This window comes from Bifidobacterium bombi DSM 19703, assembly GCF_000737845.1.
In the GTDB taxonomy this organism is placed as follows: Bacteria; Actinomycetota; Actinomycetes; order Actinomycetales; family Bifidobacteriaceae; genus Bifidobacterium; species Bifidobacterium bombi.
Genome location: NZ_ATLK01000001.1, coordinates 1,521,604 through 1,544,058, shown reverse-complemented (window position 1 = coordinate 1,544,058; position 22,455 = coordinate 1,521,604). Strand labels below are relative to the sequence as shown.

11 protein-coding genes and 2 pseudogenes are annotated in these 22,455 nt (G+C 59.4%); 2 read left to right on the top strand and 11 right to left on the bottom strand.

Annotated elements, in window-relative coordinates:
• Positions 1–283: 283 nt before the first annotated feature.
• Together BBOMB_RS05910 and BBOMB_RS05905 are read right to left on the bottom strand one after the other, a co-directional pair.
• Positions 284–1,885 (bottom strand): FAD-dependent oxidoreductase, encoded by a 1,602-nt coding sequence (locus BBOMB_RS05910; protein ID WP_081867418.1) that lies wholly within the window; start codon positions 1,883–1,885, stop codon positions 284–286.
• Between the two features lie 249 nt (positions 1,886–2,134).
• Positions 2,135–4,039, bottom strand: coding sequence for a S1C family serine protease (locus BBOMB_RS05905; protein ID WP_052377518.1), 1,905 nt, complete (start codon positions 4,037–4,039; stop codon positions 2,135–2,137).
• 537 nt (positions 4,040–4,576) lie between these two features.
• Here BBOMB_RS05905 and tgt point away from each other — a divergent pair.
• Positions 4,577–6,013: a tRNA guanosine(34) transglycosylase Tgt gene (gene tgt / locus BBOMB_RS05900; protein WP_081867335.1), complete on the top strand. Its 1,437-nt coding sequence runs from the start codon at positions 4,577–4,579 to the stop codon at positions 6,011–6,013.
• Between the two features lie 157 nt (positions 6,014–6,170).
• Here tgt and BBOMB_RS05895 read toward each other — a convergent pair whose 3' ends face one another.
• The 3 genes from BBOMB_RS05895 to BBOMB_RS05885 all read right to left on the bottom strand — a co-directional run bounded on the left by BBOMB_RS05895 (position 6,171) and on the right by BBOMB_RS05885 (position 10,004).
• Positions 6,171–7,058 carry an SDR family oxidoreductase gene (locus BBOMB_RS05895; protein ID WP_081867334.1) on the bottom strand — a complete coding sequence of 296 codons (888 nt, stop codon included), beginning with the start codon at positions 7,056–7,058 and terminating at the stop codon, positions 6,171–6,173.
• A gap of 109 nt (positions 7,059–7,167) precedes the next feature.
• Positions 7,168–8,850 (bottom strand): galactose-1-phosphate uridylyltransferase, encoded by a 1,683-nt coding sequence (locus BBOMB_RS05890; RefSeq protein ID WP_044087553.1) that lies wholly within the window; start codon positions 8,848–8,850, stop codon positions 7,168–7,170.
• A complete protein-coding gene (locus tag BBOMB_RS05885; RefSeq protein WP_081867333.1) occupies positions 8,847–10,004 on the bottom strand; it encodes a phosphotransferase enzyme family protein in 1,158 nt (385 codons plus the stop codon). Before BBOMB_RS05885 ends, BBOMB_RS05890 begins: the two co-directional genes overlap by 4 nt.
• A 388-nt stretch (positions 10,005–10,392) precedes the next feature.
• Here BBOMB_RS05885 and BBOMB_RS05880 point away from each other — a divergent pair, with 388 nt between their 5' ends.
• A complete protein-coding gene (locus BBOMB_RS05880; protein ID WP_044087551.1) occupies positions 10,393–11,586 on the top strand; it encodes an ROK family protein in 1,194 nt (397 codons plus the stop codon).
• 139 nt (positions 11,587–11,725) lie between these two features.
• Here the strand turns inward: BBOMB_RS05880 and purM are convergent, their stop codons facing one another.
• The 6 genes and pseudogenes from purM to BBOMB_RS05855 all read right to left on the bottom strand — a co-directional run bounded on the left by purM (position 11,726) and on the right by BBOMB_RS05855 (position 22,064).
• Complete coding sequence (gene purM / locus BBOMB_RS05875) at positions 11,726–12,874, bottom strand: phosphoribosylformylglycinamidine cyclo-ligase (RefSeq protein WP_044087550.1); 1,149 nt, start codon at positions 12,872–12,874, stop codon at positions 11,726–11,728.
• Between the two features lie 108 nt (positions 12,875–12,982).
• Positions 12,983–14,476: an amidophosphoribosyltransferase gene (gene purF, locus BBOMB_RS05870; protein WP_044087591.1), complete on the bottom strand. Its 1,494-nt coding sequence runs from the start codon at positions 14,474–14,476 to the stop codon at positions 12,983–12,985.
• Positions 14,477–14,682: 206 nt separating this feature from the next.
• A pseudogene (locus tag BBOMB_RS08450) lies at positions 14,683–15,477 on the bottom strand (phosphoribosylformylglycinamidine synthase subunit PurQ); the annotation flags it as partial.
• A 318-nt stretch (positions 15,478–15,795) separates the two neighbouring features.
• Positions 15,796–18,810, bottom strand: a pseudogene (locus tag BBOMB_RS05865) (phosphoribosylformylglycinamidine synthase); the annotation flags it as partial.
• A gap of 227 nt (positions 18,811–19,037) precedes the next feature.
• Positions 19,038–19,808 carry a phosphoribosylaminoimidazolesuccinocarboxamide synthase gene (gene purC / locus BBOMB_RS05860; RefSeq protein ID WP_044087547.1) on the bottom strand — a complete coding sequence of 257 codons (771 nt, stop codon included), beginning with the start codon at positions 19,806–19,808 and terminating at the stop codon, positions 19,038–19,040.
• Between the two features lie 213 nt (positions 19,809–20,021).
• Positions 20,022–22,064, bottom strand: a complete 2,043-nt coding sequence (locus BBOMB_RS05855) for a DUF6541 family protein (RefSeq protein ID WP_238549905.1) — start codon at positions 22,062–22,064, stop codon at positions 20,022–20,024.
• Positions 22,065–22,455: the final 391 nt, after the last annotated feature.

The window sequence follows — 22,455 nt, the reverse complement described above, 5'->3', positions numbered from 1 at the left end:
AGTGACGATTATAACGTACAGTTCGACAGCTCCACGGAAAACTGCAACGTCTGACGAAACGCGTTCAACCCGCGTCTCGCAGGCATCGCAGTCTTCATGTCACGATCTTCGCACTATCCTCACTTCTCAGCATGTCCTTACCACAAGTACAGCCGCAGCTTGACGCATCCCAATCCTCACGGCATATCACGACAATAACACCACATCTATGATGCGGAAGAGCCCCTATCCATCCGCACTCCTTCCGATTCACAGGTCTTGCAAAACTTCGCAGGATCCTTGATCACTGCCCAAGGGCGATGTCCCGTATCTGCTCCGGATCAATCACTTTCTTGTGTTCCCGACCTTCCTGCGCACCCTGAGCACGCTCATAGGCATCCACACGTTTCCAGCCCGCGAAATCAATGGGCCTGATGCCGCGGGAAGACAGCAGACGGTCAATGGACCGAGGATCGCGATCCACACCGAAACGGGCGCCACCAAGGAAGACCGCGTCGGTATTGGTTCCCGCGCCTTCCAGTTCCGCTGGCGCGCCGGTACCGGCTGCGGTGGGTTTCGCCTCGGCCAGATCCTCAAGCATGTTATCCACAATGGCGAGCGCGTCGGACTTGGTGGATCCGATCAGCCCCACCGGCCCGCGCTTGGCCCAGCCGGTCGCGTAAAGCCGCGGGCACACCTCATCCACTCCACCCATCTCCACGCCGGTCTGCGTGCAGATGCGGCCATCCTGATTCGCCAGTACGCTACGTCGGCTGTCGTAAGGCACGCCTTCCACGCTTGCAGGCTTGTAACCGATGGCGTGGTACACCGCCTGAACCGGATATTCGACAAATTCGCCGGTACGGTGCATATCGCCGTCCGCACCGGTCCACGTGCGCTCGACACGCAACGCGGTCACCTTGCCGTTTTCTCCAAGGATCTCAACCGGATCGCAATTGAAGTGGATGTAATACCTCTTGCTGGCCGGATTGCCCTCGAAATCAGAACCAAACCCGTTCGCGTCTTCGTCCATGGCCATGTCTTCAGCCATGTCGCGCACGGTAAAAAGCTCCTCCACCATCTGTCTGGTCAGCTTATCCTGACCAGCGATCTCAATGGTCTCGTCATCCAGTTCGAAGTCCTTGTCATCGACGATGACCTGCACCCCAGGAAGCTTCTCCAGCTCTCTGAGCTCCTGTACGGAGAATTTGGCCTGCGCCACCCCACGCCGAATGAACAGGTGCAGCTCGTTCGCCTGGTTCGCGGCCAAGCCCTCATACACATTGTCCGGAATATCGGTCCCGGTCTTCAGGTCATCGGCACGACGAACCAACTCACGCGACACATCCATCGCCACGTTGCCTCCGCCGATGACGGCGACCTGCCGGGCATCAAGCGGCCATTGGCGTGTGCCTTCAGGGTAGCCGTCGTACCATTGCACGAACCGCGCCGCGCCATACACCCCGTCAAGGTTCGCACCACGCAAATTCAGAGGCTTATCGGCCACCGCGCCGGTCGCGAACAGTATCGCGTCATAGCGCGGTACAAGATCGCCCAATGTGACGTCCTTGCCGAAATCCACATCGCAGTAAAGATGGATATCGGGATTGTCCAGCGTCTTCTCCAACGCGCTCGAGATGAACTTTATAGCGGGATGGTCGGGGGCCACCCCATAACGCACCAGTCCGAAGGGAACCGGCAGCCTCTCAAAAAGATCGATGCGCGCATCCTGAGGCAACCCCAATTCCGCAGCACGTTTGTGAAGCTCCCTGAGAAAGATATCCGACGAATAGACGCCGGCGGGGCCCGCGCCCACGACGGCGATGCGCAATTCGCCCCCGTCGCGGGAGTAATTCCCAGTCTGCTTCGACACGGACTCGTTGTCATCATTCAAATGCTCAGTCATATCAACCACTTTATCGCAACCCCGAGTACCACGGAAACAGATTCCGTGAAAACCCGACAAACGCTTCTCCCAGGCGGGACAGCAATGCTCATGGTTGAATCGGATGGATCTTCCGTGCTTCATCGAGCGCCAACCGCACCACCCCGGGCACGTGTCTACGCACACATACAAAAAAGAGGTGGCGCGATCCACGTCGCGCCACCTCATACGAACCGCTGCAAGACTCAACGACTCACCAATCGCACTGGTTTAGAAGAAGCCGAAGGGATCCCAGATCCCACCGCCGTCTCCGTTGCCGCCGTCGTCGCCTTGGCCGTCTCCCTGACCGTTACTGCCGGAGCTTGGACTCTTCTTTTCCTTGCGGTTGGAACCAGTGACCTGCTTCTCCTCCTGGTCGAGAGTCACGTTGACCTCGATGGTCTTGCCGCCCCGGACGATGCGCAAGTCCGCCTTATCCCCGATCGATGCCGCCCTGACGTAACCCAACAACGCCGAATTGCTACCGACCGCACGATCATTGAATGAGACGATGGTATCGCCCTCTTTAAGACCGGCCTTCGCGGCCGGGCTCCCTGAAGCCACGGCCGTACCGTCGCTACCCTTGGTGATCTGGGCTCCGGTTCTGGTGATGCCGTCCGCCGTCGTCGAGGCGGTCTTGATCGTCACGCCCAAGATCACGTGCTTTGCAGCGCCATCCTTGACGATTTCATCCGAGATGCTCTTGACCAAGTTCGAGGGAATGGCAAATCCGATGCCGATGGAACCTGCTTGGCCCGAGGAGGAAGAAGCAGTGGCGATCGACGAGTTGATGCCGACCACTTCGCCAGCGGCGTTGAAGGTAGGACCGCCGGAATTGCCCGGATTGATGGCCGCGTCGATCTGCACGGCGTTGGTAACGATCTGAGACTGGTTCCCGTCCATCACGCTCACCGGTCGATTGATCGCCGAGACGATGCCCGTCGTCGCGGTGTCGTCATAGCCCAGCGGGTTGCCGACTGCCATCACGTTCTCCCCCACCGCGAGCTTGTCGGAATTGGCGAACTTCACCGGTGTCAGGTCCTTAGGAGCATCCTGCAGCTGAATGACCGCCAAATCGGTCGTCGGATCGGTGCCGGTGACCTTCGCCTTGTACATCTGCCCGTTGGCCAGCGTGACCTGAATGTCCTCACTGCCAGAGATGACGTGGTTATTGGTCACAGCATGCCCGTCGGTATCGATAATGGCACCGGATCCCTTGGCCTCACCGCCCTGCACCTTGGTCTGAATCGAGATGACCGAATTCGAGACGTTCTTGGAAACGCTGGTCCAATCGGGCGCCGCGCCGCCTTGCGGCTTGGCGGTGCCTTCACCGGAGGTGTTCGACATGATCCCGCTCATCGAACTCGAATCATGAATGGGCACCCATCCGTTCGACAAGGCCACATAACCGAATCCGAGGCATAGGATGGCCGTGAGCACTGCAGAAACCACTGCGACGAGTACGTTATCGTTGGATTTTTTGCGCTTCATGGGCTTCATGGGATTGTTGGGGTTCATGGGGCCGCCGAAATCAGCTCCGTATGGAGGCACATTCCCCGCCTGACCCGGCACGGGAGGCACCGGACCACCGACGCCGAAACCTTGAGCGTATTGTCTGGTCGGTTGACCGTCAAACTGCTCCGTAGGCTGAGAATCGGATTCCGCGCCGGTCATGCTCCCGGCATCGACGTCTTCGGCGCCTGCCGATCTCGGTGCGAATTGACCATATTGAGGCTGCGCATACTGACCATACTGAGGCTGCATAGGCTGCGTATGCTGCTGGCCGTTCTCCACCCCCGCATACGGGTTCGAACCGAAACCATTGTGCGGTGCCGTCGATTCACCGTCTTTTACATGCTCCGGGGTCTGGTTTTCTCGAGACTGAGGCGTTTCACCTGACTGCGGCCCACCATTTGACCCCGGCTCGGCGGAAGGCTGACCTCCGCCCACTTCAACGCCATCCTTCGTAGCGGAGGCACCGACTTGTTCACTTGCCGCACCCTCATTCACACCGGTGTCCTGACCGTACAATCCGCTGAACGGATTGGACTGGCCGCCCTGCCCAGCCTGACCCGCATCGCGCCGCGAAGCTGCCTGCTGCTCACCGGACAGCGACCTGTCGTCATTTTCAGCCATGATCACTCCTTCATCGTTAAGCGCCAGCCATAGCGGATGACGCCTCATGTGTTTCGCTATAGATGAGTAAAGACAGGCTATCTGAAAGTTTGCTGGACGTTCCATAGAAGAGCGATCCCTGTTTCCAAACCCCGTCACACGCCAAACCAACCCTCTACATGTCGCATGTACGTTTTCAATACTAATAAATGGCGTGAACCGTATGGAATGGGCTTTGCACACGGCTCCCACACTCTGTCAGCTTATATTCAGCCAATTTTATTCCCGAAAATCGATATCCGCGATGTTCCATGTGCATAGTCACCGATACGTCGAAGGACTACACATGCCAATGTGGCCGTCTTGGCAAGCCATATGGACACGGCAGCATTCCGCGCCACAGCCGAGCACGGCACCATGTGGCGAGATTTCGTGTCCATACGGACACATCGACGTTTCGTCGCCACACCGGCCCTGTGCTACCGAACGTCCATGGCATAGGCGTGCAGGAGCGCCGCGTCGAACCGGCTCGGCATGGTTCCTCCTAAAGTACACACTATGAACACAACAGCCGCAACCAACGCAGACGCAGCAGCGGATGCCCGACACCTGCAGACAGCAGCAGCCGACCACAGCGGTCACCCCGCGGACAACGACTCAACCATCCGCACGGCAAGCCACCTGGCCCACAGCGCTTCAGGATTGCTCGAGCACCCTCGCGGAGCCCGACCCGGACTGCCCGGCGATCGATCGGAATTCAGCTTCGAGCAGCATTCACGTCTGGAAAGTTGCGCTCAGGGCAAAGGACACGATGGGGCGCGCTACGGACGTACGGGAATCATCCATACCCCGCACGGCGACATCCGTACACCCGCTTTCGTCCCGGTCGCTACGCAGAGCGCCATGAAGGGGGTACTGCCGGAGACCATGAAGGACCTCGGTGCGCAGTGCCTGCTTTCCAACGCTTTCCATCTTTTCGAGCGCCCGGGTGAAGAGGTGCTCGATGAAGCTGGCGGCTTGGCGCGGTTCATGAACTGGGACGGCCCTACGTTCACCGATTCGGGCGGATTCCAGGTGCTCTCACTCGGAGCGGGGTTCAAGAAAACCCTTGCGATGGACGTGACCGACATGAAGAACGACGACGTCATCGCGGAAGGCAAGGAACGGCTAGCGTTCGTGGACGAGGACGGCGTGACGTTCAAATCACCGCTGAACGGCAGCAGGCACCGTTTCAGCGCTGAAATTTCCATGGGCATCCAGCACAAGCTCGGTGCTGACATCATGTTCGCCTTCGACGAGCTGACCACACTGATGAACACCCGGGGCTACCAGGAGCATTCCGTAGAGCGCACGTTCCGCTGGGCGCGCCGATGCGTCGAGGAGCACCGGAGGCTGACGCACGAGCGCGTAGGCAAACCCTATCAGGCGTTGTACGGAGTGGTGCAAGGAGCCAATTACGAGGACCTAAGGCGCCGCGCGGCGAGGGAGATCGCCTCCCTCGACTTCGACGGAGTAGGCATCGGGGGAGCCATCGAAAAACGGCTCATCGGCGACACCTGCGCGTGGATCTGCGACGAAATGCCGGAGAACCGCCCCAGGCATGTGCTCGGAATCGCCGAGGTCGACGACATCTTCGCATGCGTCGAGAACGGCGGCGACACCTTCGACTGCGTCTCACCCGCTCGGTGCGGACGCAACGGGGCCATATTCACTCGACATGGACGTTACAACATCAAACGTGCCGCCAACAAACATGACTTCAATCCCTTGGAGGAGGGCTGCGAGTGCTACACCTGCACTCACTACACCCGCGCTTATGTGGATCACCTGCTGCGTGCGCATGAAATGAACGGCGCCACGTTGGCCACCATCCACAACGAGCACTTCTTCGTCAAGCTCCTTGATGACATCCGCGCCTCGATCGATGCAGGCTACTTCGAAGAGCTGCGGGACGAAACACTGGCGCACTACTACGAAAACGGTTTAATGAAGTGATGGTCAGCAAGTTGTGCAGATAGGCTTCGGATGGAAGCCGCGAACCGCGGATATACAGAACAAACTTCCGGATTTTCCGTACAGGCGAGCCGCAGCAACAGGAAGCGACAAGGAGCGGAAAGCAGAAAACGGAAAATCCGGAAGCTGGACGCACCGCCTAATGCCGATCGACTTTGGTGTAGGAACCTTCCGCGCGAGGCCGCACCACGATTGAATCGACATCCACGGTATCGGGCTGTGACAACGCCCAACGCACGGACTGCGCGACATCCTCGGCACTCAGCGGATCGGGAACGCCCTGATACACCGCTTCGGCCTTCGCCCGATCGCCACCGAAACGCTTGAGTGAAAACTCATCGGTCTTCACCATGCCCGGCGAAACGTCGATCACGCGCAATGGCTGCCCTATCTGCTCCAACCGCAGGACCCGGGCCATGACACGCTCGGCCGCTTTCGCCGCACAGTAACCCGAACCACCCTCATAGGGCTCAATGCCAGCCGTGGAGGAGATGACCACTACGGTGCCGCCTCCGGGGGCCTCCTTGAGCGCAGGCAGCAGCTTCTGGGTGATGCGCAAAGTGCCGATGACGTTCAGCTCATACATATTACGCCAATCATCAAGACTGGAATGTTCCACGCTATCCTTGCCGAACGCCGCCCCAGCGCAATTCACCAGCGCCTTGACGCCGCCGTCCAGCGAAAGGACCCGCGTGACCGCGGTCTGGGTGGAAGCCTCGTCCGTGATGTCGCAGATTGAATATATGCACGTTCCAGCGCCATAACGTTCGTTGAGCTCATCCGCCAGCGAGAGCAGCTTCGCCTCGCGACGCGCCAACGCCACGACCCTCCATCCGTCGGCCGCAAGCGCCTCGGCCGTGGCTCGACCGATGCCGCTGGACGCGCCGGTCACCACTGCCCTGCGTACACTCAAACCGACCTGCGAACTCTCCTGGCCACGGCCATCACCGGCAGCAGCCGAACCGGAACCCGCTTCCGTTCGCAACGTCTCCTCGTCGTCTTGCGCTTTCAGACCTTTCACCACCATGCCAACCTCCTTTGTCGTACCACACCAATCATAGTTTCGACAACATGACAAAGCACCGGCGACCGGCGAAGCGCCGCAGGCTGATCTTACGCAAGACCAACGGGGCAATTCAGTCGTTTTTCATGAAACCAAGCGACTGCATGAACGCCAGGGTGTCCTCCTTACGTTTGAAAACCGCCGTATTGCCCAAAATGCGTTCGCAGATATCGCCCAACTCGTCCTTGATGGCCTCCCTCACACCCTGGCGGTCGGCACGGCCCCCGAGCTTGTCGCGCAGCTCATCCCACTCGAAAGCGAACTCATGCTCGGCCTCGGGCAACGGACCGCCCGCCACAAGCGCATCCTCGATATGCGCCAGTTGGTCTTTGAGACGGCCGGGGAGTACGAACAACCCCTGGGCCTCGATCAGCCCGATGGGTTCCTGCTTGACCGCCCAGAATTCGGGATGGGCGTGGAATATCCCTTGCGGAAATTCCTCACTGACACCGTTGTTGCGCAGAATGAGATTCATTTCGTAGCCACGCTCCGTCACCACGACACTGGGCGACACAGCACTACGGCGACCCTCCGGCCCCTCGCAGACAATGGCGAGCCCAGGATTGCTGTAGTGCACCCATCCTTCGCGAATACGGTCGGACACGGCGACAATTGCGGCACGCGAGCGCGAAACCACACGTACCGCCGTTCCGGGCCAATCGAGAATCTCCACGACGCACTCGCATGCCGCCTGCCTCTGCGGAAGAGGACCGGCGCAACCGTTGACTCTCCGTGAATCGGCGCCGACGACGGAAGCGGGCAAGGCAGGCAAGACGCGGTTGTCGGCATCTGGACCCAAGCGAAGGGTGGCCCAGGCGCCCGCCTTGTGCATGGGCATGAGCTCACCGCCGCCCTGATAATGGTCATGGGCAAGCACGGAGCCGCCGATTCTGGGCAGCGCGGCGTTGCAGCCCAGGAAATAACCCGGAAAACGGTCGACGAAATCAAGCAGGTTGACAAACGTCTGCCGGTCCACGTGCATGGGCGTATGCTCCGCGTTCACACAGATGCCGTGTTGGTCGAAATAGCCGTAGGGCGAAAACTGCCAGAACCATCGACGACAACCGAGGGTGACGGGTATGGTGCGCAGCGTGCGCTTATCGCGACCGGCGAACCCTTCGTTTTCATAGCAGATCGTGCACTTGGGATACCCCCCTGAAACGCTGTTTCCCACAGCGGCGTTCTTCATGGTACGAAATTCCGGCTTAGAAAGGTTGATGGTGACGATGAGCCCATGCGAGGCGAAACGTAGGTTGCGCGACAAACGCGAACGTTTCACGTAGGTGCTGTCCGAACAGTAATCGTAGAACCAGCGCATCGCCTCCATCGGACCGGCGGCGGCAACGGACTCGATGCCCTTGAATCGGCTCCGCAACACGGATGGAGACGCTGTGAAGCACGACATCACCGCATCGTCCAAGGCATCGCCGTTGACCGCTGCGTCATCGATCGCCCTAGCGGAGGACCGCTTCGACCGATCGCTGCCGTCGGAAGTCAGGCCCCCGCCGTCGGAAGTCGGATCCCCGCTCAGAAGTCCGGCAGCCACGGCCGCTTCACGCAGTCGATTCAGAAGCGAATCCACATCGGCACCTTCGGCCTTCGTGCCCGTCGGATGGTACGAGTCGAGCGCAAACAAGGCCAATACACGATTGCGGGCCCACACCTCGTCGTCTGGACTGAGCGAAAGACGATCCAACGCAAAGTCGCTCAGCGCATCGATGGCTTCGTAGACGCCGTCCATCGCCATCCTGCTCATAGCCTGCCTCCTGCAGCGGCTCCGGTCATCGGATCCATCACCTCATCGACGATCCTAGAGGTCTGCGCCTCCTTGTCCTCCATCTCCTGGACGAGCTTGATCTGCGTACGGCAACGGACCAGATTGTGCTCCGGGTAGGCCACGGCGAAGTACGTGTCACCTGCAAGAAAATCCGTAAGGAACCGCATGCCGCATTCCAAGGTCATCATCCGGGCACCCAGACCCAGCAGCTGAACCTCACGATCGGTGATGCTTGGGCGCACCGCCCCGACGAATCCCTCGGTGTATGCGCGGAACAGGTCGGGGCTGAAATGCACTTTGCTGAGATCGCGCTCGTCCTCAAGGGCGGTCGAGGCCCCGAAGCGTATGGAATCACCGAAATCAAAAAGCATTGACCCGGGCATGATCGTGTCGAGGTCGATGATGGCTCGGGCCTTATGGCTCTTCGCATCCATGAGGATATTGTTAAGTTTGGTGTCATTATGCGTCACCCGCAACGGAATCGAACCATCCGCCAGACCATCCATGATGATGCCATAGCACGAAACCCGGTCGAGGTAAAACCGGATCTCATCACGACAGACGGCGGCACGCCCGAATTCATCGGCTTCGAGTGAAGCCCGGAAATCACGGAAACGCTTGGGGGTATCGTGGAAATGCCTGATGGTCTGCGTCAGCCGAGAGGCATCGAACTGCGCCAAATCATTCTGAAACTGCCCGAAAGCGACACCGGACTCCCGGAACACGTCGGTTGAGGGGACCAGATTATACGAAATCGTGTTTTCGATGAACTTATACACACGCCAGTCGCCACTGTCGAAATGACGGTATGAGCCACCTTCCGTCGTGGGTATGATGTCGAGCGTCTCCTTCCCCCGTTCACGCAGGAAGGCCGTGACCAGCTCGATGTTGCGCATAAGGCTTCCGACATCCGCAAAGATGTCGGTGTTCATGCGCTGTAGGATGTAACGACTCCGATCCGTAACAAGCAGATAGGTCTCATTGATGTGTCCATCCCCATAAGGCTCTATGCTTTCAATCAACCCTTCGATGGCGAAACCGCGCGCGACCGCGTTCAGCCGTTCGGACAGCGGCGCTCCGTCACCCACGCGGCCGGCTTCAACGCCGCCGATAATGTCCTCATTGCCTTTCATACCACGCCTTTCGTAGTCATCAATGCCCGATGCGCAACTGACGGCACAACCGGCCGAAGCCCCGAAATCGCTTGCAAACCAGGCATATGCCTCGAAACCTTTCGGAAAACCCTACCGAAACAGTCCGCGCAATACACTTATTGTTAATATAATATACATAAATATAAAATCATGTCCAGACTTCGGCAGCCATCCCAGCAACCATTCCACATGTCCCTCCAAAATCGGATCAGCACCACGACCGATCCGGAACCATGCAGACCGCCCACAGGGCCGGAGCCGTTACCCGCTCTCCGGAAATGAGGATGTATAATCTTACCGAACTCGTTCATTCGATATCCGTGACCTTGATAGGTACATCGCACGACCCACAAGGAAGGGAGGATGCATGTCGGTCAGCGTCAACACGACGGCCCATCTGCACACCCATGCCACCTCAAGCAAGGCGAGTCCGGCGGACGTACGACGCAACAACCGCTCGTTGATCTTCAACCTGTTGTACCCCTCCCATGCCTATTCGCGTGCGCAACTGGGGCGCACCACCGGCCTTTCCCGCGTGGCCATCTCCGACGTCACCAACGACATGCTCTCCGAGGGGCTCATCTATGAGTCGGGCTACGAAACCCATGTCGCAGGTAAGGGAAAGAGAGGCATGCTGCTCGGCGTGGATGGGGAACGCCTGCGCATCATCACCATCGACCTTTCGCAGGAGCATCTCATCAGCGGCGAAGTGACCAATCTCCTCGGCACGCCCCTGCAGCATGCGGAGATCGCACTCGACTCCCAAAAAGGCGTGGACTGCGAAATCATCGCCTCTCTGATTGAGCGCCTGTGGAAGGAGGAGCTGCGAATCGGGAACGACAGCGGACGGGTCATCGGCATCGGCATCGCCGCCACAGGAGTCGTGCACGACGGGGTGATTCTCACCTCAACCGAATGGGACTGGCACGACGTCGATCTGCGCGGAATGTTGGAGCGACGGTTCGCAGTGCCCGTATGCGTCACCAATGACGTCATCTGCGCAATGATGACCGAACGATTCTTCGGCAAAGGGAGCGGGAATCTCCTGTTCGTCAAGATAGACCGCGGCATCGGCGCCGCCACATTGGTCAACGACATACCCATCGTGGGTGAAAACTACGCCAGCGGGGAGATCGGCCACATCGTCGTCGATCCCGACGGCGCGCAATGCCCATGCGGCAAACGCGGCTGCCTGGAGACCATCCTTTCCGCACCTGCCTTGCGCGAGCGAATGGCCCGAGCGGCGAACGAAAACGAACGCAGGCAGGTGATCGCCGATGCGGGGGAACACCTGGCCCAGGCGATAGCCATGCCGGTGGGACTGCTCGACATGGGGGACGTCTGCGTCTGGGGGCCGCCCGACATCGTCAACGACGTGTTCATCGACACCGCTCAGCATTACCTCAACCGGTCCACCGCATCCAACTTCCATAAACGCACCACCATACGGCGGTGCCAGTGCGGCCAGGACATCACCTTGCGCGGAGCCACCGTCGCCGTGGCCCAAGCCGCGGCGACGGGCGGTGAGACCATCGCCTCGCGGGAATCAGACGACATCTGACCGACCAGGCTCCCCAATCCTTATGCCACGATGACGGGAGTCCCTCCCGCCCCGACCTATTGCGGGTCGAGCCACCGGCGTGACCTACAATGCCGATGTGCGCCCGCCGGACGCAACCGCACCGCAGATAGCAAATCCTTTACCGCACCAAACCTGGACCGGAGAACACGACACGCACGCCATCATCGTTCCGCACGACGACCTCACCCACCCGGTACGCCTCCTCCTCATTGGACCGGAGCATGGAAAGCGCCGCCTGCGCCTCATCGTGGCCTACAGCCAGCATCATGCCCACACCCATGTTGAAGATGTTGTACATCTCCATACAATCGATGCAGCCGGCACGCTCTATCGCCCCGAATATGGGAGGAACGGGCCACGTACCTAGATCGATCTGCGCGGCAAGACCTTGCGGCAGCATGCGTGGAACGTTCTCGATGAAGCCGCCTCCCGTGATATGCGCGACGCCCTTTACCAGACCGGCGCGCACCAACGGCATGAGTGCCTTCACGTAGATCCTGGTAGGCGTCAGGAGCACATCGCCAAGCGTCGGGGCGGCGCCAATGCCGTCTTCACGGGCGGATTGGGCGTCGACACGCGGTCGGGCCGCAACGCCACGATCGCCGTCATCCGCCATCACCGCATCGAACGGGGTGTCGACGGTGTATCCGGCTTGGTTGAACAGCGCCTTACGAGCCAAAGAAAAACCGTTGGAGTGCACGCCGCTGGAAGGAAGGGCAATGAGCGTGTCCCCGGCTTTGATGCCCGTGGCACCGCTGGCGCCGTCGATGAGGCTGGACTTTTCGACCACACCCACGGCGAAACCAGCCAGATCGATCTCATCGGCGGCATACATCCCGGGCATCTCAGCCGTCTCACCGCCGATCAGCGCGCAACCCGCCTGCTCACAGCCATCGGCCACGCCCGAAACCACTCGTTCCAAACACACCGGATCGTTGTGCCCGCATGCGATGTAATCGAGAAAATACAACGGTTCAGCGCCTTGAGCCACAATGTCGTTGACGCACATGGCCACGCAGTCGATGCCGATGGTGTCAAACCTTCCCATGGCCTGGGCCACCATGAGTTTGGTTCCCACGCCGTCCGTGCCGGAGACCAACACCGGTTCCCGGTACCCCAGGCCCGAAAGATCGAACAGTCCGCCGAACCCCCCGATGCCGCCCATGACGCCGGGACGGGACGTGCGGGCCACGTGTTTGCCGATGCGTCTGACGACCTCATATCCCGCTTCGACGCTGACGCCGGCGTTTTCATAAGCCTGTGGCATTGATGCTCCTTTGTTGCTTGTGTTCGCTGCGATTCTCGCCGCGTTATCTGAAATTCTCCCGCATCGGCTGCATCCTTCGGCACGAATGCTGCTTCGCCCGTCACAGCGTCACTTTCCGACGCCCGCGTCATGGCGATAGTCACTGCACCGCCACTCGCGTCTCAACCGCTCACGTTCGGACCGCGGCAACGACCCAAGGAACGGCTCTTCATAATCGTCGAGAGCCGTTGGATAGTCACCGTTGAAATAGGCGACGCACAACCCGCCATATGGCGCATCCTCATGCATGCCGATTGACTCGACCAACCCGTCCAGGCTCAGGAACGCGAGGGAATCGGCTCCGATATAGTCGCATATTTCAGACACGCTCATTTTGGCGGCGATGAGCTCCTTGGTGTTGGAGATGTCGATGCCATAGAAACACGGATAACGCAAAGGCGGCGAGCTTATCCGCATGTGGATCTCCTTCGCACCAGCCTCGCGCAGCAACCGCACAATGCGCCGTGAGGTCGTGCCTCTGACTATCGAATCGTCGACCACGACGACGCGCTTACCTTCGACGACCCCGCGCACGGCCGAGAGCTTCATGCGAACGCCCTGTTCACGCAACTCCTGCGTCGGTTGAATGAAAGTGCGGGCAACGTACTGGTTCTTGATCAGTCCCATTTCATTGGGCAGACCACTGGTCTCCGCATAGCCGCAAGTGGCGGAAAGTGAGGAATTCGGCACCGCTATGACCATATCGGCCTCCACCGGTGCCTCACACGCAAGGCGAGCGCCCATGCGCTTACGCGCCGAATGGACGTTGATGCCGTAGATATTGGAATCGGGACGCGCGAAATAGATGAATTCCATGGAACAGATCGAAAGCTGCGGATCGGGCACGTACGTCTCGATGCTGTAGCCATTGTCGTCGACCGTCACTATCTGACCTGGTCCGATGTCCTGCACGAACTGCGCGCCGACCACATCCAACGCGCACGTTTCGCTGGCTAGGACGTACGCGCCCCCAGGCAGCCTGCCGAGTTCCAACGGACGAAAGCCGTTGGGGTCCGAGATGCCGATAAGTGCGTCGTTGGTCATGAGCAGATACGCGAACCCGCCGTGAACCCGCGGAAGAACCTCCTTGAGCCGCGCCATGAGCGTCGGCTTGTCGCTGCGACGGATGAGGTGCATGAGCACCTCCGTGTCGGAATTCGAGTGGAAAATGGCACCTTCGGCCTCAAGGCCGCGTTTAAGACTCGTGCAGTTGGTCAGATTTCCGTTGTGGCAAAGGGCATAGTCACCATCATGAAAACGGAACAGGAACGGCTGGATATTCTCCACGTTCTTCGAGCCGGAAGTGGCGTAACGCACATGGCCTATCGCGCCGTCACCCTTCAAACGCCGCATCTCGGTTTCATCACGGAACACGTCGGTAAGCAGCCCAAGGCCACGGTGCCCAGCGAGTGATCCGTGGTCGTTCGCCACGATGCCCGCCCCCTCCTGCCCACGGTGCTGCAGCGCATGCAGACCGAAATACGTCAGATGGGCGGCATCGTGATGCCCCCACACACCGAACAGCCCGCACTCCTCATGGATGTCCTCAAGCTCGACCGACATATCGCCCTCCTCGTTGAAGAGTCTTGTATTGCATGATTTGACCGATCTGGGTCTCGGCACCATAACCGGCGTGGATCCCACGACCGCATACGCACGTTCGGCATCCATCAACACCGCGATGCCGATTACCGCTACCGTCCACAGGGAAAACCAGCGCGGAGGGGAGGTGCACCAACGCTGCACCACGCCCCAAGACCAAGGATTCGCTAAGCAAAATACGCCACCCCCGCCTCGAAAACAGGCTGATAGTGGTCGCCCGGAACATTGCGGTAGAGATTGTCGCCGCTGCGCTCACTGTGCCCCATCTTGCCCAAGATTCGCCCATCCGGACTGGTTACCCCTTCGACGGCAAACACCGATCCATTGGGGTTCACGCTCAGATCCATGCTTGGCCTGCCGTCGTCACCGACATATTGTGTGGCGATCTGGCCATCGTCCACAAGCTGGCGAAGCAGGTGCGGCGAAGCCACGAAACGCCCTTCCCCATGTGAAACAGCGACGGTATGGACGGCTCCAACGCTCGTCAACGACAGCCAGGGCGATTTCGTGCTGGCCACACGAGTACGCACCAATCGGCTTTGATGCCGCCCGATGGTGTTGAACGTCACGGTTGGGCACTGCGAGGTCATGTCGACTATATCTCCGTAAGGCAGGAGACCCAGCTTGACCAAGGCTTGGAAGCCGTTGCATATGCCGAGCATGAGCCCATCACGGTTGTGCAGAAGGTCGCGTACCGCATCCGCCACTTCAGGAGACCGGAAGAAGGCGGCGATGAACTTCGCGGAGCCGTCGGGCTCGTCACCACCGGAGAAGCCGCCGGGAATCATGACGATTTGGCTTGCCCTGATGGCGGCCGCGAGCGCTTTGGCCGATCCGGCGACCGCCCCGGCCGTGAGATTGTTGATGATCAGGGTATGCACTTCAGCCCCCGCACGCCGGAACGCCTGCGCGGAATCATATTCGCAATTGTTCCCCGGGAAGACGGGTATGACCACCCTCGGGCGAACGCCACCGACGTGACGAGGACGCGATGAGCGGAAAGCGGGCACATCGAAGTTCAACGTCGGAACCGCGGAGGTGCCGTACCTATCCCGATTCGCGGCGGCCGAGGCAGCGGCACATGCCTTCGAACGATACGGGTAGACGGACTCTAACACGCCCTCCCAACGTTCCTGCACATCATCCAGGTCCGCCGATTCACACATCATGTCCTCGTCATCGGGTTCGGCGTGGAATCCATCGGCATGAGAACCACACACCCGGCCGTCGTCATCGGACATACTCGCCTGACGGCAACCCCGCCACGATTGAGCTTTTGGGGATACCACGGTGAAACGGTAATCGGCTGTCGTCTCACCGATGACCTGCATGTCCATCGAGTCCGGATCGACGTCGGGCAGCCCGGCGCCATCCTTCAGCTCGATTAGGAACGAACCATACGCCGGAACAAAAAGATCGTCGACATCGATGCCGGCGAGCCGCAAACCGATCCGATTGCCAAGAGCCATCTTGAACAACGCCTCGGCAGCGGCTCCGTAGCCCGGGGTCGATATGGCGAGCGCCGAACCGTCCGCCGCCAGAGCCTGCACCACGTCCATCACGGAAAGCAGGCTCTTGGACCGGGGGATCAAATCGTAGGCCCCATACACCGCACAATGCTGGTCCACCTTGCCCTGCGAACCGCCGACAGCGCGTTCATCGCCGTATTTCGGCGCGATGCGCACGATGCGATGACCCGCACCCTTGAACTCGGGTGAGACGACGTGCGAGGCGTCGCCCACTGAAACCGCGAACGAGATCAGGGTGGGAGGCACGTCGAGGCCCTCAAATGTGCCGCTCATCGAATCCTTACCGCCTATGGCGGCGACACCGAGGTCCACCTGGGCCATGAGCGCGCCAAGCACCGATGCGGTTGGCCTGCCCCAACGGATCGGGTCGTCGCCGAGTCTGCCGAAATACTCCTGGAAACTCAGATATGCGGCATCACGGGTGAACCCTGTGGCGACGAGCTTCGCCAGGGATTCGACCACGGCCAGATACGCGCCCGCATACTGGTTGCGTTCGCTGATGTATGGGTTGAAACCCCACGCCATCGCCGAAGCGGTGTCCGTCTCACCTTCCACTGGGAACTTCGCGACCATCGCCTGCGTGGGCGTCAGCTGCCGCCGACCACCGAAAGGCATGAGCACCGTGGCGGCCCCGATTGTGGAATCGAATCGTTCGGCCAGGCCTTTGTTCGATGCCACGTTGATGTCACCTACGAGGGCGTTCAGCCGTTCGGACAGAGAACCCATCCGCCACGGATGGGTGTAGGCGAGTATGTCCTGGCCACCAACGTCGTCCCCGTCATTTCCCGAGGCTGTGCGTTCGTCCGCGCGGATATGGACGCTCTGGTGTTTTTGCGCACCGTTGGATGCGAGGAATTCGCGACTGAGATCGACGATTGTGTCCCCACGCCACGTCATGCGCATGCGCGGCTCCCGGGTCACGACGGCCACCACCGTGGCCTCGAGGTTTTCCTCCTTGGCATACCTGAGGAATTCATCCACATCCTTCGCCGCGACATCCACGGCCATGCGTTCCTGCGACTCCGATATCGCCAGATCCGTGCCATCCAGGCCCTCGTACTTCTTAGGCACGGCATCCAGATCGATACATAGACCGTCCGCGATCTCGCCCGTGGCGACGGACACCCCGCCCGCGCCGAAGTCATTGCAACGTTTGATGAGTCGGCATGCGTCCTTCCGCCTGAACAGGCGTTGCAGCTTACGCTCCACGATGGCATTGCCCTTCTGCACCTCGGCACCGCGCTCTTCAAGTGAATGCTCATCCTGGGCCACGGAGGCACCCGTGGCCCCACCGATGCCGTCCCTGCCCGTGCGCCCTCCGAGCAAGATGATCCGGTCTCCGGCGGACGGAGTTTCACGACGCACATGGTCCGCCGGCGTAGCGCCCACCACCGCGCCGACCTCCATGCGTTTGGCGACGTAGCCGGGATGGTATATCTCACTGACCTGACCTGTGGCGAGGCCTATCTGGTTGCCGTACGAGGAATATCCTTCGGCCGCCGCCGTCACCAACTTGCGCTGGGGCAGCTTCCCCGGAAGCGTCTGGCCGACCGGCACCCGTGGGTCACCGGCTCCGGTGACGCGCATGGCTTGGTACACATAGGAACGCCCCGAGAGCGGGTCGCGGATACAGCCGCCAATGCACGTGGCTGCGCCGCCGAACGGCTCGATTTCCGTGGGATGATTGTGGGTTTCGTTCTTGAACAGGAAAAGCCAATCCTGAGTCTCCTTCTTGGTTGCGGCGCCACCGGCGTGGCCGCCGCCCGCCGCCACATCGACCTTCACCTTCACCGTGCAGGCATTGACCTCCTCGGACTCGTCGAGGCTCTCAAGTCCGCCCAGCGACTTGATCCACTTGGCTCCGATGGTTCCTATATCCATGAGACTGCAGGGTTTTCCCTCCCGTTTCAGCTCACGTCGCATCCGCAGATATTCGTCGAACGCCCTACGGACCACGGCATCATCTATACGAACGTCGTCGAGTCGCGTACCGAACGTGGTATGGCGGCAATGGTCTGACCAATAGGTATCGACGACCTTGATCTCGGTGATGGTCGGCACCCGGCCTTCGCCACGGAAATAGTCCTGACATACCTTGATATCGCCCAGGTCCATGGCCAATGCGCGATCACGAATGAAACCACGCAGGCCTTCGTCATCAAGTTCATTGAATCCCGTAATCCGTTCGACATCGGCAGGCACCGGAACCCGCACCTGCAATGTATCCGGCACCGGCGCGTCGACGTCGGTCTCCCTGGATTCCACCGGATTGATGACATAGCGTTTGACGGCTTGCACATCGGTTTGGCTCAAACTCGAACCTTCGAGCACGTAAATCGTCGCGGTACGAACTTGCGGGCGTCCAGCCTGGGAAATCAGCTGAATGCACTCCGCCGCGGAATCAGCGCGCTGGTCGAATTGTCCCGGCAATGGCTCCACTGCGAAAACAGCGCGCACGGACGAAGAGCCGTACGAGCCATTTCCTGAAACGTCGACTGCACCGTCTCCCCCTTCCTGTGTACCCATCGGCATGCCCTCGAGCAGCGCATCGAGGTCCGTGGCCGTCACATCGCTCTGCGGCTCGCTGAACACTGTGCGCACCGCGCGTTGGAACAGCTCCTCGCTAACACCGTCCACGTCATAACGGTTCACGATGCGCACCGCAACCAATGTATCCAATCCCAATACGTCGCGCCACTCATCAAGAAGCTGATCGGCTTTGACCTCAAACCCCTGCTTCTTCTCGACATAAATCCGAAAAACCAAGTCCTTACCCCCTATTTCGGCACTGCGTGCCTTTTCGGTCTTTGCTAATCAATAGTGCTGACAGGAGCTAAAATCGCGGCTTGCCAAGACCCAGCACCCGTAATTATTCTCAACCATGGCGCCGCAAACAGGCCCAACTCCCCTTCGCACAAGCCAAGCCACCCAAACAGCTCCAGCACGAGAATAGTTGCGCCCGCACCATGCAAGATGGATGCGGGCGTTCTGCATTATTGCCTCAGGCTAATGTTTTCGGAATCGGCTAAATCCGTCAACCGCCTGTAAATCTCTTCATACGCCGGAATAATGCTACCGAGGTCTCGCCTGAAGATATCCTTGTCGAGACGCTCAATCCGATGTGAGCCTTCAGCATCTTTTTGGTAGTTCCTCTCATCCCAAAGCCTGCACGTATCGGGCGTAATCTCATCGGCCAGCAAGATCGTACCCGCAGAATTGCGCCCTTCCTCTATCTTGAAATCGACCAGTCGGACACCGATTTTGCCGAAGATGTCCAGCAGTGCCTCATTGACCGCACGGGCTTGACGTGAGATCTGTTCGAGCTCGTCCTCATCCACAAGCCCCAACGCGATCATGGAGTCCTTGTTGACGAACGGGTCGCCCAACTCGTCGGACTTGAGGCAGAACTCAAGGACCGGACGCTTCAGTCGGGTACCCTCCTGCACTCCATAACGCTTGGCGAAGCTTCCCGCGGCGACGTTGCGCATGATGATCTCCAGCGGAAACATATCCATGCGTTGAACCAATTGCTCATCATCCGAAATACGGCGGATGAAATGACTCTCGACCCCACGGGCCTTCAACAAATCGAACATGAGCGAGGTGATGCGGTTGTTGAGCACGCCCTTACCTTCGATGTCCTCTTTTTTCGCCCCGTTGCCCGCCGTCGCCTGATTCATGTATTCGACCCAGAGCACATCGGGATTTTCGGTTGCATAGAGTTTTTTGGCCTTGCCCTGATAGAGCTTATCCAGTTTCTCCATTATCACTACCTTTCTCGAGAAACGAGAGATGATTGGTGAAAGTTTGGAATTAATTGGAACTAATTGATATGACCGACGAATATAAGTCTAACAAAGGTGACTTACAAAATGCCGACAAAGACACGCTTGAGAAGCGAAACCGTACCCTATGCGCATGCCACATGTACCGAACTCATACACTCCACAGATGCAGAACAGCCGCATGCCAAATCATCAACGGAAACTTGCTTCGTCCTTCGATGACTCAAAAGCCGCGGCACCACCACAACCAAGCCTATACAACGCCCAGCCTCGGGACTGCCGCCCATACACGCCGAAATCCTTGACCTTTTTCATGGTGCCATCGCCTGCGTACTTATCGATGAGACCCCGATCATGAAACACGTCATACTGCTGTCTGAAAGTGAACATCTGCAGACTGGGAACCTGCGGACCCATCGAAAGGAAATACACCGGACCTCCGCCCTCCGAGGAACGCCGTCCATGCGAGTCGAAGGAAACCGGGCAGGAGGCGGCGAGCAGACTTGCCCCATCGCCTGAGCCGAACGCGGCCTCCACCTGGCTGAACACGACACCTGACTTTTCGTGCGCCTCATTGTAAATCGGGAACAACATGTTCGCATCGAACATCGTGGCGGCGTACATCGACCCGTTCAAGGGGTCGGAGATGATCAGCGCGTGCGTACCCGCAATGTCCACCGTATCTTTCAACACACGGTATTTCGCCTTGTTGATCTGCCCGTCTTGGGAACCGTCCCCCAGACGCACATTGTCGGCCACATTTTCCTCAAGTGCCGCGCGGTTCACATTGCCCACCTGACAGCCAACCACGAGCGCCCCCAAGACAATCACCACGATGAACTTGCGCATGCCGTGCCCTAATGCCTCAAGGCCGCGCAACCGGGCAGGGGACACAACCCAAGACCGCGCACCGGCAGCGGCGCAAGCGGCAAAAGCCACAAGTGGGAGCAATCCAAGCGGAATCATGGTCAACGGACGAGTCTCGGTCCGTTGCCAAACGGCAGTGACGATATTGGGAAACCACCCGGTCAGGGAGGCGGAGCACACATACACAAGCCCGATGAGGCCGAAATCGAGCAACAGAGCAGCCGCGTCCCGGCGAACCCATTGGTCGTGTGTTCCGACGCATGCATCTGAATCACTAGTACAGAACAACGCTCCAGGCTTGACTACAGCCGCTAATGCCAGACAAACCGCCAATATGGACACGACCGCCATGAACCAGCCTGCAATGCCGGCGATATCATCGCTCACCAGCACCTTCAACGCATCGCCCACACCACGCGAGGGGACGAATGTATGGAACCAGCTGGACGGATTGAAATAACGGTTGGAAAGGTAATGGCCCGACATGTAGAAAAACAGCGCCAAGGCGGCGGCGAGAATGGCGAGCACCGTGGCGACGATGAATTTCCACGGCAGCCGTAGGACGATGAAAGGCACCATCAGCAACAGCCAGGTGAATGCGGAACGTGGATGTGCCAACATGCACAGGCAACCGGACAGCACCATCGCCGACAGTCGACGCAAGACATACCGGCGTCGCCGCAGCGCATCAAACACACGCAGCGTAGCATACAACCAGAACGGCAGAAGCGAGGTGCTCAGACCGAAGGAGACCAACGGGCCGGCGGCCAACGACTGGAATGGGTGACTCGCTGAACTCACGGCCAGCACGGGCATAATCACGGACATCGCACACGAAAACGGACGCCACGCCGCCGACGCGTCCACACGCCGAGTCCAATATGACGTCCATAGGCTAACTCCCGCAGGCCAAAGCACTCCAGAAGAGAGCAGCCAAATGGCGTTGAAGGCCACGTAGACACTCACATTCACGCCAACGATGCGGCCCAATGCGACCAACCCCGCGGCGAGCAGATGAAACAAGGGCGGATAGAAGGCACCGTTATCCCACAAATGCAGCGCGGCGACGGGACCATATTTCACAATCTTGCGAATGTAGTAATAATGCGCCGGCGCGTCAATCTCCTGCAACGGCAACCGCCAGATGCCGCTATAGGAGGGGAACCACGCCAACACGATGATGAAGGCAGCAAGCACCCCGGCCACGGCGCAGATGGACCCTACGAGGCGAGGTGGGATGGTCGACGTCTCCTTCACCTTACGATGCCTGCCAGCAGGACCATACATGCCCCTGCTGCGGTGGGACGCGGTACCCGTGCGTACGCAAGCGAGGACGCCATTGTCTTTCCTGTGCCTTGCTTTACTCATATATACCGCGTTCCCTTATGCACACCAAGCGAGGGACCCAAACGCAGGCGCGGTCCGATGCCCTGCGTGCACCACAGGACCTGCGGCCCCGCTCGGAAGCCTCGGCACGTACGTATCCAAGCACGACCGACTGCACTACCGACGGTGCCGTCAGTGACGCGACGACCCTAAAGGGCACGAACAGGCGGCACGCGCGCTCACGCGCCACGTATCCACTTACGCAGGCATGCGCCATAAGGCTCCCTCCCATGTCATACGGTTTCTCAGGCTTCAAGGTCCTGCTCGGATATGCCCGCGACATCAACCGATACGTTATATACTAGACTCCCTTTACTGACAGTGGTTCACAAAAGCCCCCATATCGGTGCAGGCAAAAGCGAAAGCGGGAATG

Coding starts and splice junctions, on each gene's coding strand:
- purC (WP_044087547.1), bottom strand. CDS start 19,808: ATGGAGAAACTGGATAAGCTCTATCAGGGCAAGGCCAAAAAACTCTAT.
- BBOMB_RS05905 (WP_052377518.1), bottom strand. CDS start 4,039: ATGGCTGAAAATGACGACAGGTCGCTGTCCGGTGAGCAGCAGGCAGCT.
- BBOMB_RS05880 (WP_044087551.1), top strand. CDS start 10,393: ATGTCGGTCAGCGTCAACACGACGGCCCATCTGCACACCCATGCCACC.
- tgt (WP_081867335.1), top strand. CDS start 4,577: ATGAACACAACAGCCGCAACCAACGCAGACGCAGCAGCGGATGCCCGA.
- BBOMB_RS05855 (WP_238549905.1), bottom strand. CDS start 22,064: ATGAGTAAAGCAAGGCACAGGAAAGACAATGGCGTCCTCGCTTGCGTA.
- BBOMB_RS05885 (WP_081867333.1), bottom strand. CDS start 10,004: ATGAAAGGCAATGAGGACATTATCGGCGGCGTTGAAGCCGGCCGCGTG.
- purM (WP_044087550.1), bottom strand. CDS start 12,874: ATGCCACAGGCTTATGAAAACGCCGGCGTCAGCGTCGAAGCGGGATAT.
- BBOMB_RS05910 (WP_081867418.1), bottom strand. CDS start 1,885: ATGACTGAGCATTTGAATGATGACAACGAGTCCGTGTCGAAGCAGACT.
- BBOMB_RS05895 (WP_081867334.1), bottom strand. CDS start 7,058: ATGGTGGTGAAAGGTCTGAAAGCGCAAGACGACGAGGAGACGTTGCGA.
- purF (WP_044087591.1), bottom strand. CDS start 14,476: ATGTCGGTCGAGCTTGAGGACATCCATGAGGAGTGCGGGCTGTTCGGT.
- BBOMB_RS05890 (WP_044087553.1), bottom strand. CDS start 8,850: ATGAGCAGGATGGCGATGGACGGCGTCTACGAAGCCATCGATGCGCTG.